We start from the raw sequence: 13,319 nt of genomic DNA, 5'->3' as shown, positions 1-13,319 counted from the left end.
ACACGGTCAGCTCACTTCCTGCGAGCTGGCTGTCACTAGCAGAGCGCTAGCGTAAGAACAGGCGGGCGCGACTCTCCCTTGCGCGTCTCGATAAGAATCCATCCGTTGAAGAAATGACAAAAGGCCATTTCAGGCCTCTCGTTAGTCTGGGATTTTACACTTGAATATCCCAGTTTTTAAAATAGAGTTTTAGTTTTTCGACGGTGTGACGCCATTTCGGCGCGGTGGGTTTACAGACGGTATTTTGATTACCAAAGAATCCGACTTCGTTCACTGCCTCTTGTTCACTGCGTGTTTCCAGCCACTTCACAGGCAGCGCAGCACGCCGCCTGACACCGAACGCTTTAGACGATCATGAGCCCATCTTTATCATTTTTTCTTTAAGCTTTTCGCCAATTTCCGTTGCAGTTGGCTCTGCATCAGGATCTTGAGTAAAAATTTCAGCCAGCACGGTGATGTAAGCCTCCCCCAGACCAACGGTGATTGCGCTGGCAGTGGCTGCTGATATTGCCCCACCAGCAACCGTTCCGACTCCCGGGAAAAACTTCAGAATATTAACAACAACGGTACGGCCTAAAAACGTCGCGCCCCCGACGCCGATCGCCGATGCCACCAGCGTGGTAAGGGTTCCCTTTGATAGCTCAAGGCCAAATACGGATGTAATACCCGCAATCATACCAACCTGAATAGGTGCAAGGATGACAGCGTCAGAAAAAGGGATCGGACTCGCGCCCGCTGCGGCTGCGGCCGTCGCGGAAGCCGCTACAATTTTATGCGACTGTGTCTTCCTATAGTTAATATTGGCCCTTTGCGCTGCAGCCAACGCTCTACGCTTTCCCTCAGGGATAACCTCTGATGTCAGTTCTATCAGGCTTTCTAATCCCATTGGTTTTAGGACGTAACCATCATCCATCTCTTCCTGAATCGCACGGACTCGAATTACATTTTTGGATTCAGGAAGCAAGCGCTGAACTTCGTTTTTGAAACCATTGTCACTTCTCGCCTTGGTGACCACACAAATCACCGGCATATGGCGAGCCAGCATAGTGTGTAAATCAATCTCTGCCTGCTCGACCCTACGCCCGTCTTCTTGTATGCAAAGCCATGCGACATGAATATGGCGATTTGAATCTCTGTCAGACGAGCGTTCTGTTATCAGTTTTTCAAGATCAGCATGAGTCTCCTTGAACTGAGACATTTCCAGACCACGGGTATCAAAAATAGTGAGTGGTACACCCTCTTTCGTAATCTCACGCGTATTTTGAGTCACTGGTTTACCCTGGCCCGTTTCGGCCATTTTCTGCTGGAATACCGCGTTGATTAATGTGCTCTTCCCTACCCCAGAACGGCCAGCAATCAGTATCGAAATATTGCCCCGCTCCGTGGTGGCCTTTTGAATAGCGTCCTTTATGATATCGTCAATATTATCCATTACGTTTCCTGTTATGAAATCGAGTTCAGGCACCAGAGCAATCCGGGGAATGAGTGACATTTCTGGCATTAATTTGCATTAAGTTACTGATGGAGCCTGACAGACCATTCCGCAACAAGGCGGTCTGTCCGACATGAATTTTCAGAGAAATCAGTATTGCGTTATTCGCAATTATTTACAACGCGTTACAGGTTACTTCCGTTGATTGCCAAAAGAAAGGTTGGCTGCACCCGCACTCAACAATAAACAAAAGTACGGTTGCAGAAGCAGTCATTGCTTACATTCAGAAAGCAGCCTGTTAGTACTTTCCCCTGCGGCGATAAGCCTTGCTTTTAAAATGCGCCTCGAGGCCTCTGCTACTAAGGGAAGCGCTCTCATATAGCCGTTTTAATTGACCATTGTGTCAGGGTGATACCGTACACGTCCTGGAGAAGTCGAGGTAACTTCTTCAGAATCCCCATCAGCAAGAGAGCTGCTTGATCGCTCTCGCGTTTTAACCAACGTCATGCTTGATAAACCCGACGATGCCGCTCCAAATTACGTTTTGCTTCTTATCCTATCCGAACAGTTGAAGATGCTTAACGACGCCTTTGAGGCAGAGGAAGTACAGAGAATGACAGGCGACCCGAACTAATCCGGTTTCCGAGCCCCGCATACTGTGGACTGGCAAGATATGCCATCACCAGTACAACGGGGCCCGATGTGGTGCCCGGAAGAGCTTACATCCCCCCCTTTCCGGGCATAAGTGAAGAGAGTGTTGCAGATGCGATTTCTCTAATCTCAATTTCAGTGTCATTTGAAAGATCGCGGGCAAGCAATTCGATTTGCTCGAGTGTCATGAACCGCGTGTTAAGAAGTGCTGTAGCAGCATATCGAATACTGGATGACTCATCTTTGAGGAAAGGTATAAGCGTCATAACAGCTTCTGGGTGCAAGGTAACTTCAGTAATAATCTGTCGTAACAGCGTGGGTTTGCAAACGCCATCCCTGACCCATTTGGAAATGTTTCTCTGTAATTCGGCAGATCCATCGAGCATATTCTTGAGTGCCTTCTCACCATTCCCACGAATTTTCGTTCGTTTTTCCTGCACCATCTCAAGAATAAGTGCCAGATTAGCGTCGCTCTTATCCTGGACCAAAATACCAGACAAGGCATCACGAGGACTGTCCGGGATAACGCCACCATTCTCTGGATAGGGTTTCTCCCGCAGCTTCCAGTCTTCATATATGAGACGAATATCCTGAGATAATTCATCTGACTGGGGAAGCCTTGCTGCAAATGAGGCCGCCGGAAGTGCTACATCCAGCATTTCACTCCGTAACCCCAGCTTTGCAACACTTTCATGTCGTGAATTGAAAGGTTCGGTAAGGGCCTCAAACAAGTGTGAAGCACCCTGCTCAGGCATAGAGGTTTCCAGTCGTTGCAGAAGTAATTGCTGCCAATCCTGGTCCGGCATATCCGTAATAAACCGGGTACCTATAAACAAAGCTGTTCCCTCTCCTTGCATAAGGATGCGTTTAATTCCGTCTATGACTTTTGGATGTGTTTTGTGCTGATAAAGGACAGTGGCGGCTAAAACACTGTAGAACTGACTGGCGTGCAGAATTGTTGAAATTAAATCATCAAAATCGTCTGGATCAATATCGACCCTTTCTGGAGACATGTCTGCATCGACAGCAGGAAGCCTGCCAAAGTCTGAAACCAGTACAAGCGTTTTTCCCTCGCACTGCCTTTTTAAACTGGCAGCCTGCTGCCTTAGTTTATCTGGTTCAAGGCCTGAAGCTTTAGCTATCTGGTACAAAAACTTGCTTCGATCAATATCTTTATCCGTTGTTTCAAGATGTAGCAGGTCTTTCAGGCTGAGCTGATGAAAGCCACTTATATTCAAAAACGCGCCGAGCTCAAGCATGTGTTCAGGTAAAATCTCATCCAAAACCTGATGGTTATCGTTTCCAGCCAGCACAGAGAGGAGACCGATGCAATTCACATCAATTTCAGCGTAAACGCTATAAAAATCTTTCTCTCTTCCCGGATAGCGAGTGACTTCATCCTGTAACTCAATACCTGCTTTTGCATAGCATTCCATTAGCCCAACAAAACAGCTGGCGGACACCCCTCGTCCTTTATCTACGATGGCGTCAAGTGTACTAAGTCCAACCTCCTCGGGGTTTTGGAGGATAATTTTTGCAGCGCCAAGAATGATACAATCCTGCACTTTCCTCCCGCCTATGAAATCAAACAGAGAATGTTTTTCCCTTAGCTGCTTTGGCCACTTTGATTTAATACTATTCAATGCAATTATTGCATCATGGTAGCTAACCTCTGAGGGGCTACCAGAGAGAATACATGCCCAGGAAACCAGCCAAAGCCAGCCATCATGAGAATGAAGGTTCGCTCTCACCTTTTCCCTTACAACATCCCAGCTATACGTTGACACCTGGCAAAGGGCGTCTCCTGCCGAATACATGCTTGAGGATGACGATAAGGCATTCCAGCAGCAGTCGGCAAAGATGCATAATGAGTCATCCGTAACAGGCCTTCCTGCTTCAATAATCAAGTCCAGAACCTTTACCAGCTCTTTCGTTGATGTCGTTTTTCCCTGGAGCATTAATTCGCGCCATGCATCCAGAATTTCTTCTATCAGCCCAAGGTGGCTTGCAAAAGAAAGCAGTTCGCTACTGTCATCTCTTTGAATCACGTTAATGAGCAAGTTTCGTTTTAGGTTTTGCGGTTGCTGTGCGATGAAGACAGCGGCGCTATACTCTGCAAAGGTTTTATGAATGAAGGTTACTGCTTCTTGATCAAACGTGTGTATACGCTCGATGACGCCTACGCTTTCCCAGAAATCAAAACATGCCTGAACCTTATTACTGCAAGCAAGATTGCTGCCTGGCATTTCTTTTTGCCATTCAGATACACAGTGTCGGAATGTTTCTTCGAAGGGTTCAGTACCGTGCTCAAACAGTATCCAGCCTAACAAAGAGATGAACCACTTTCGCTCTGGTTCACTTGGTCCAGTCACTTCAGAACGTACAGAGGGGTATGCCGTTTCCAGCAATCTGAATAACTGTCGATAAAGAGAAATTCGAGAGCTTTCTGGCTCAATACCTCTGGAAGATAAGGATGCGAGCATGGTTAAAATCAATGGACTTCTCGATGCGACCCCCTTGAGATGCAAGGATTTCAGTTGCTCTTTTGCGACATCGAAGGTGTGCCTTCGAACCTCCGGGCTTTCGAAAGGTAAGGCTTCCATCACTTGTATTAGTGCGTCGTCAGCCTGAGACTCCTCCAGAGGAAGAAGCTCATAATGTTTCCAGTTTCCCAGCTGACCTGGTCGGTAGCCTACAGGCCGACTGGTGAGTAATACCCTCGCGTCAGGATGGGCAACTGCAAATTTGTGAATGGCATCAGTAACGAGGTTTTGGCTGACCCCACATTCATCGAGGCCATCACATAAAATGACGGCATCCTGCAGGTCAGGTGATTTGTATTTCAATCCAGAGCTGCTAAGCGCTACATCGATAAGGGCCTCTTCAAAACGGATGCCTTTATGATTGATAAGCGAGACAACCTGAGGCAGTCGTGCCAGCAATACCAAATGGCCTTCAGCTGCAAATGTTAATGCTATGCGGCGAAGCAATAATGATTTTCCAATCCCTGGCCCACCAATGATAATGCCCCTGGTAACATATCTGCCAAGGGTATGAGCATCAAACTTGTTGATGTCACTCCTGCGCTTTGCTGCATATTGGTGATAGCTGTTAAGCGCTTTGGATAAGTCATCAGGAAACTGCTCTAGATCTTTAATGACTGAGGCTTTGAGTGGGATCCAACATTTCTGTAGTGAAACCGGTTTTTCCTGCCCCGGGATTGTAAACTGAGAATAACTTTTCTCAAGCCAATCACAAACAGCTGCTCTTAGTTGAATACCACTTTCTGTGGTATCCATTTTGATGTCGATACCAACATTTCTGAAGTCATGAAGCAACGAGGTTATTGTTGCGCGACCTCTTATTCTGATGAGTTTTCGCGCGCGTTCAACCAGAAAAAACCACGCTCGACGTGGTTCATGGAATAAACGCCCCAGCAGGCTAATGGCATTGACCTCAGCACTATCATTTCCGTCTACAGCATCTACCGTGACAATTCGAAGGGAACGACACACCCGGGATAACTCCGGGAATTCAAGGCCAGCGTTCTTGATGAAATCATCACCTATTTCGTGGAGGCCATCAATTCTCCCGGTCCCAATACGAACGATATTATCAGCCAGATTCGAGCGGATGGTCGCACTGCTGTTGGGGCAAACAATCAAAATTCCACAAGCAATGCTCTTGTCGTTAATGCCTTTTGCCAGCGCGCAAAGTGCATCCCATAAATCACTGCCACGTTTCAGGCCTCGCTTGACCTGGACCTCTACCGATTTTCCCGTGTTCGTTTTTAATGAAATATCATCACCGGGCCCCCCTGTCTCAGCATCAATCAAAACCGGTACGCCATTGAAAACATCCTCAATCCAGCTGACTTTCTGTTCCAGAAGGAGAGACGTCATAGCAATAGCTGCAACACGAGCCTGGTAATCTAATCCCCTTTCTGCCGCGCTTCCTCCGACCGCTGACTTTTTACTGTTTTGTTCATCATTTTTTTCAGGTTGAACGGAATTGGGCAACTGGGGTTGAGCCACCGTCTTTTTCATTACAGTCCCTTTAAATCGGTTACGGTATAAATGAAGATACAATTACAATACAAGATATCACCACGATGAATGACCTGTGCAGCAATGCAACAGGCACATTAAAAAACGGTTGTGTCCTATGCACGCCCTTACCTTTGCAGTTTATTCCCGTCTCAAGCAAATAACCCAGGCACTGGATTATATGGATGGGGAGAGGGTCGCAAATGGACGATACCTGTCTGAATAACGTTGATTACGCTTTTCCATGGGCCATTCAGTGCTCACACTACAGACCAGTACGACGGTAATCATGGGCTGATATTTGGCATTTACCAAATAAATGAAAGGGATAACGGCGAAAGTTTTCATCGTTACCAACATCAATACGACCGACACAGCACCTCATGAAAGTTCAGCCTAACCTCCCTCAGGTAGTAAGCCTAACTATTAACCATGCCTGATTCTTTTAGTTTCAATAGCGGAAACGCCTTCTCATATGAAAAAGTAGTAGTCATAGTCAATTCAGACCACTCTCTGGCCTGGCGTATTGTGGCCGCACCAGGCCTTCTGGTCACGCTTACTCCTTGTGGACCACAGTTTTCCCTGCTCATACTGTTATTAAATTGCCGTCGCGATGAGCTTTTTCCCTGATTGAGTAATGCGTAACCCCAGACGTCCAGTGAGTGGCTCAAGAACAGACAATATAAGTGTTCTGAGTATTGTCGATGAGGCGCTTTCGTACAGGCGCAACAAAATTTCGACGTCAGACACTTTCCCACCTTTGGCAATTACCTCAACAATGCTGGATGCAAAGTTGTATGTTGTTGAAAGGACTAACTCTTCAAGTTTGTCGACAGAAGGTGCTTTGCCATTGGCATGAAGTGCTTCAAGAGCGCGACCAGCTAAAGAGTCGTTATCTTCATCTTTTTCAATGCTGTGCCCTATCGCCAGATAAAAGGCGTCCTGTAGTTTACTGATCGTATTGGGAACACCCAGTTCCACAGCTCTGAGCAGAAGCCGCAAGGAGTCATAAGGCTCATAATCATCCTGAGCGATCCACTCTTCTATCAAGCTGTAGGGAGAGGTTCGCCCAGGATGCAGTGGAATAGACTCCAGAATACCTGCATTAAGGCCGCACATTTTCTTGCGATATCTCAGGCCAGTTGCAAGAGAACAGACAATTGATACGCGCTCTTTCGAATTCCACTTGCGCCCTGCTAAAGCAGATACGGCTTGTTCAACAATTGCGCGTTCAGGTTTATGGCCCAACAAGTCAATTGTTCTCATTACCATGTCGCTGTTCATAACAGGAAGCTGATCGAGCAACACATCAAAGGCATCGAGGAATCCGGCATTTACTGCAAAAAGACAAGCAATGAGCCGTATGTCTTTATCGAGTCCATCTAAAGTTACTAACTCTTCGAATTTTGAAGTCGCCCCCTCCCTTTGCCAGTCATTTAATAAGCCACTCATAATATCTATGGCTTTTATTTGCGGTACCTGGGGCGACTGAATAAGCCGGATAATGGTGTTGATATCAACATACGAGGACGATAAAACTGTGACAGCCGAGGCGTTTGAAGAGAACTCGTCAACGGCCATCGCCTGCACAACGAGCGTCTGAATCTCGGGGGTTAGTTTCTGTTGTGCTAGATTCCAGGTCGCCAATCGGATATCTGGTGGCAGGGATGTGTCATTTGAAATCTTGATGGCAATATCGGCATCCACACAGCCCGGCTTCATGTGCCCAATCAGTATGCTGATAGTCTCCCTGTCTTTTGTTCTTTCAGCGTGTTGCCTGACGTGAGAAATATAGCGATTTAATACCGCATTACCGAGTCTGTTCACTTCAAGTTGTAAATCGCCGAGATTCAACAAAAACTCTGTATCGCCTGCAAGAAGGGTATCAATAACATTTAAAGAAATATCATTATCGCGAAGCCGCGCAACAATCGCATCTGCGCCACAATGGAGTAGATACCGTTCACCTAACCTCTGACGAACAGCTGGATGCAAGGGTTGGGAAAATGCATCAACAATAATACTGCTAATCATCTTTTCCGAATGAAATGGTCCTGTTCCCCAAAGGCTTGCAAATCTCTCGCCCATGATATTTCGCTGCATCGGTGAAACGGACATCCCATTCGCAAGACAACGTCCGAGTAGCCTCAGGCCAGTGTGGAAAACATCGTCCTCACGCTCAAGAATTTGGTCAATTATAGCGCCAGGATTTGAGTGGCGTTCGAGTGCGAATTGTATAGCCTGGGCCCATGGCCGCTTTGCGATCATTCCTAACCGAGTGGGAATTTGCTCGCTGTGTTTCTCAAGCAGCTCAGTCGAGGCCAGGTACTCCTGGACAATTGGGAAAGGAAACGCAAATCCTGCTAAGTTTACTTTGCGCAATATACCGCGACGAATCATGGCTTCATAAACATCATCTGTGTTTAAAGAGACACCAAAGCTTTTTATACACCGCGCTAACTGTCTGATGTTAATACCAACCGTATCTTTCTCTAACGCCTCGAACGCAGCACACTCAGCAATTTGCCGAAGCAAAAGCGCGTCAACACTATCATTCACAGTAGATTTAAATGCCGCAGGCCGAAACAGTGTCTCGAGGTAGATATCAAGTAAATCACTTCTTCTCAGACTCTCGTTTTCCTGACGCATAACAAGCATCAGAGCAAGAAATATCGGAATACGTACAAGGCGAGCCAGTTCTGGATGAACATCCATTTTGTCCAGGAGTGTTTGTGCGACAAGAGGCTCCCCGGGTCGGTAGAAGTCGACATACAAACGAACATCTTCATCTTGAAGCGGTGAAAGTTCTACCACAGTCGCATCTTCTGGTGGAACAATGGCTGCGGCATCCCTGACCGTCACCAACCAACGCAAACCTGGATAAGTGGCGCGAAAAACCTTAAGTCTCTCAAGTATGATAGTTCTTTGGTCACTGGATACTTCATCAAGTCCATCAAGCAAAAGTATGAAGCTTCCGGAATCAGCGGAAGCACGCCAGTCAATTTTCACATCAAAATCGCGATTATGACGTTCATTTAAATATGCCGGGATAGTCAAATCAGATTCAGATAGCTTTGTTACAGGAATAATCGCAGGCAGAAGGCCTTCAAGAGCTGTCTTGCGAGCAATTGCATTAACAAGTGTCGTTTTCCCAAAACCAGGGCCTGCAATGACCACCACTGCATTCAGCTCAGCGTTTGGGAAGTTGCGTAAATCAATCGGAGTATCAATGTTGAAATTCCGCCATCCCGGAATATCATCATCAAAATCAGGACGGCGCTCCCGGTCATAGCGGTTGCATTTTGGCCAGAGATATTCAGCGTCCGTTGACTGAACGAAATCAGTTCCAGGCACAGAAATAGTTGAAAGAGTGATGATCGCATCACGGTATTGCGCACTTCCCCAATGTTGAGGATCGTGAATAATAATTCCCGCTTCTGCACGAAGACGATCGTAAAGCGCAGTACCATCAAAGCTCAAACGTTTAGCCGCGCCTTCCAGAGCCATCTCGGTTAGAACACTGAATAACGCAGAAACAGCAACTGATGTTGAAGGCATCCAATGGGGTACATAGTCCCGTACCAACATTTCAGATGGAAAGACACTGATGTCCAGATGATTAATTATCTGCCATACATTCTGAATATCGTCGTTGAGCAGCCGCTGAATTGATGACACTAATTTGAGTTGCTCAGCTGTCAGGCGTTTTTGCCATTCAATAATATCTGAGCTTTCGTGACGCCTCGTGATTTCTATCAACTGAGAGGCAAGCGCCGATGGCTCGCCCAGCACCAACTCAAGGCGATCTTCCAGTTTAAAATCCGTATTCAGCTGACGAAGGAATGAAGGCCACAGTCCTTGCCATGCCGAACCTTTAGCCTCGAGTGTAAGTTTGACCTGATAGAACCTACGGGCCCCATCAGCAAAGCGAACAACAAAATCATCGACTGATTGTGGTGCCTCAATTCTGACTTCTACTGGTTGATCCCTGCGCGGACGTTCACGCGGATCGAGCATTCTGCCGAGGTACAATGCTGCGACTTGATCTTGATATCTGATGCCAGCCTGAGTTGCCGGACCTCCTCTTTCAGCCAATTTTCGTTCCTCTGCACACAATGATGACGATTGCCTTACTCTCTTATGAGCAGTATCGCACAGTGCCTGAAACTTAAACAAGCATCAGAAAATTAAGCAATTTATCTCAATTGAATGAACATAATCGGCTGGAGCAACCACTTTATCCTGTTCCTGAAAAGCGATGCTATTCACCAGTAACTTGATGCCAAAGAGGTTCGCTTCATACTGGCGTGTCAGCAGATTTTTTTCTTCACTTGTTTGCAGCGAACCATAGATTTTAAGGCAAGCTCTGCCAATAAAGGTTTTAGGCAGGGACTTAATAATGACAAACCCAAGATAATGCATCCTGAGCTATTCATGCATTTCTGTCTTGCCAGATTGCAACATTAGATTACTATTTTCATAATCAAATTCAGAACTAAAAAAGTGCAAAGTAGATCGCTGATAGAGCTATGCAAATTTAAAACGCTATTGACCTCTTCAACAAAACGTCAGTACGTAAATGATTGTCCAGTAATGTCTGCTCCTCACTCAAAGCAGCCATATCAAATGGATGCATGACAGGTTTGGCTGGCATTAAGAAGCGGGCGTTTAAGCATTTGCCCATGTAAACGGCGTCCCTTCAGAGCGCATTTGACTATGTTGATGAGGCCTTTGACGTGTGGCGGGAACGCTCTCGTCATACCTGGCAACTGGATATCTCGTGGCTCGGGACGCAGGGGATTAAACGCCAGAATGAGACAGCTGCAGAGAGTGACAACATCCCTGCTGAGGATCAGCTTTCGCTGGAGCTTGAGGTTCCGCCTGTCGCGACTGAGAGCACTGGAGTGCCCGCCGTCGGGGAGCAAGAAAGCAATTCTAACGATGTGCGGCAAATTCCGTAGGACAACCCTGTATCCCGCTCATCGTCCGTAGGGTCGACGTTCTGGTCAGTCTGCCAGCGGGTGTTCTGCCAGGTGAAAAAGGTGATCCGAGAACAATGGTGATTAAACCTGTGGCGATTCAGTCCCGGTGAGAGAGGTGAATGCGTTTAGCGCCGAATGAAAACGCATCACTTTTTTCAGGACATAAGTGAGGCATGCCTTAGATGTTTATGCGTGAGAATGGAGGTCCGCTATGTGCCAAAAGCAGACATTGCTAGAAATAATGTTGCGCAGCGGAAAAACGCAATTATATATAATTGGGTTGGAAATTAACTGGTTTAAGTCCCTAAAGTATGCACGGTGCAAAATCGAGGCCTGGCGCATACTCTATACCCAGAGACGCCCTCATCCTGAGCAGGACTGGATGACCTCATCCGAATTTGCTGAAAAGCCTGCCGCAGGATATGCAGCCAACATGTGGCCGGTTGTTCCTGATTATGACTAGTATATATTCGGATTCAGGATCATGAGCCAATATTGCTTATCATATATTTTATCGATGGACAATCAATTCAAAAGTTGATAATACTAACTTACATTTTTTAAAGAAAAAAGCGGGCTTTATGGAAATCGAAGAATTTACTGACACATATTCAGACGACATTATTTATTTAAGAGAAGCAAGAGAGGCGCTTCTGACACACCCTCTTCGTTCAGAAATGCCTAATTATTGCAATGCGTCCCTGAGTAGGATATATGCAATTGTAATGATTGGCAGCATTGAGTCAATGCTGGAAAGATGGCTTGACCGTGATAACCTTGAAATACTAAGCGTTTATTTTAAGCCGAAAGTAACCAATGCCGTTCGCATTAACGGATTATGTTCGTCTTTTACCTCGAAAGGCATCAATGTTAATAAAAACGTATTTGATGATTATTTGGCGATAAAATACATACGTAATGCGATAGTACATGCCAGCTGGGAGAAACAATCCGGTGGTCTGAAACAAGATGAAATAGACTGGATTCATAGTCGTGGATTCCCCACTGATACCCGCAAACTCAATTCAACGCACTGGCAGCGATTTGAATGGGTTAATGAAAACATGATGCTCTACATTGCACTTTCAGGATTGGCAAAAGCTCCACCTGCTCATCATGCGGGTACAGTAGGTATTGATATCAAGCCGTTGCCAGATACCAGTGGTATCATCAACTGGTCAGACTGGCCCAGACTCTACTGGTCGAATCTTGAACGCATCTCTGAGTCATTAAACACAAGCATAGAACAAGGGATTAGCCAAAATGAAAGTAATTGGTCAGAAAAACTCGCGGGCTCAGATTTCAACAAATTAACATCCTTGCAAAAAAGTCGTCATCTCATTCTGTCTGCTTTTGCTTCAGTTAAAAATGGGGAGCGTATAGTACAGAATACACTCGAGATTTCAGAAAATGTATCCATGTGCTGGAACCAATTTGTTGCCCATTGCCCGGAATTTAGAAGTTTAGAAAAGTTAGAAGTCAGGTCTGCAATAAGCACTCTTTTTATCATGCATGAAAACAATATTCATCCTATAAATCATATTTTCCCGGAAATTAAGGAGGACGCCCCATTCAAGGTACATGAAGATTTGGTTTCAGTGTGTTTTGAAAAAACAGATCTACTCACAATTACTGATATTGCCAAAGCTTATAAGCTGGGAAGAATGGCATATCGTGTAATGCCAAACATTATGCCGCTAAAATTGTTTTCTTATTTAATACCAATTTGTTCCCCTGAAAGAATTCAGGAGTGGCATAATCAATCAAATTATATTTCTGATATTTATAAATTAAATCGTCTCTGGTATGCTTCCATTGAAGGGCGTCAGTTGAATCTTGATGCAATTGATTATTATCAAGATTTAATTAAAGAATTCAGCAAAACAAAATAACCCGCACATACATTCAATAGGTCAGGCGATCGTCTGACCATTTTTAATCAACAGCATTTGGCGAGGTTGATTAATGCTTGGCAATATTAATAATTTATTTTCGGTTCCGCTCCTCGCTCACAGCGGACCTTCAGCTCAGTCAGCAACGTCCGCTGCGTGCCAGAAGCGGACTATGTTAAAGAAAAGAGCTTGAGGTGGCTGAAGTCAGTATAGGTGCAACAAATGTGGTAAATGAGGGTTGAACCAATGGTAAGCAAAAGCTATTTTCGTCTATGTAGGATATATCTCCAAATAGCTTAAAATCCCCAGATGCAAG

Annotated in this window: 6 protein-coding genes and 1 pseudogene; 3 read left to right on the top strand and 4 right to left on the bottom strand. The window is 45.7% G+C overall.

Going from position 1 to position 13,319, the window contains the following annotated elements; genetic code table 11:
• Window positions 1-154: 154 nt before the first annotated feature.
• The 4 genes and pseudogenes from ACMWJS_RS20475 to ACMWJS_RS20460 form a co-directional block, all read right to left on the bottom strand.
• A pseudogene (locus tag ACMWJS_RS20475) lies at window positions 155-316 on the bottom strand (nuclease); the annotation flags it as partial.
• Window positions 317-352: 36 nt separating this feature from the next.
• Window positions 353-1,432, bottom strand: coding sequence for a YcjF family protein (locus ACMWJS_RS20470; RefSeq protein ID WP_017383015.1), 1,080 nt, complete (start codon window positions 1,430-1,432; stop codon window positions 353-355).
• 719 nt (window positions 1,433-2,151) lie between these two features.
• On the bottom strand, window positions 2,152-6,129 hold the full coding sequence (locus ACMWJS_RS20465; protein ID WP_414747485.1) for an NACHT domain-containing protein: 3,978 nt from the start codon (window positions 6,127-6,129) through the stop codon (window positions 2,152-2,154).
• 597 nt (window positions 6,130-6,726) lie between these two features.
• Window positions 6,727-10,224 carry an NACHT domain-containing protein gene (locus ACMWJS_RS20460; protein ID WP_414747484.1) on the bottom strand — a complete coding sequence of 1,166 codons (3,498 nt, stop codon included), beginning with the start codon at window positions 10,222-10,224 and terminating at the stop codon, window positions 6,727-6,729.
• A 641-nt stretch (window positions 10,225-10,865) separates the two neighbouring features.
• On the opposite strand from ACMWJS_RS20460, the gene ACMWJS_RS20455 reads away from it, so the two are divergent.
• From ACMWJS_RS20455 to ACMWJS_RS20445, 3 genes are all read left to right on the top strand, one after another.
• Window positions 10,866-11,090, top strand: coding sequence for a hypothetical protein (locus ACMWJS_RS20455; protein WP_063152620.1), 225 nt, complete (start codon window positions 10,866-10,868; stop codon window positions 11,088-11,090).
• A gap of 232 nt (window positions 11,091-11,322) precedes the next feature.
• Window positions 11,323-11,574 (top strand): integrase core domain-containing protein, encoded by a 252-nt coding sequence (locus ACMWJS_RS20450; protein ID WP_045341431.1) that lies wholly within the window; start codon window positions 11,323-11,325, stop codon window positions 11,572-11,574.
• A 118-nt stretch (window positions 11,575-11,692) separates the two neighbouring features.
• The gene (locus ACMWJS_RS20445; RefSeq protein ID WP_042893232.1) at window positions 11,693-13,003 is read left to right on the top strand and encodes a hypothetical protein; all 1,311 of its coding nucleotides are present in this window, start codon (window positions 11,693-11,695) and stop codon (window positions 13,001-13,003) included.
• Window positions 13,004-13,319: the final 316 nt, after the last annotated feature.

Source organism: Enterobacter sp. HK-058-C-ECC, assembly GCF_047531125.1.
GTDB lineage: Bacteria > Pseudomonadota > Gammaproteobacteria > Enterobacterales > Enterobacteriaceae > Enterobacter > Enterobacter quasiroggenkampii.
This window is presented reverse-complemented; position numbering and strand designations above follow the sequence as displayed.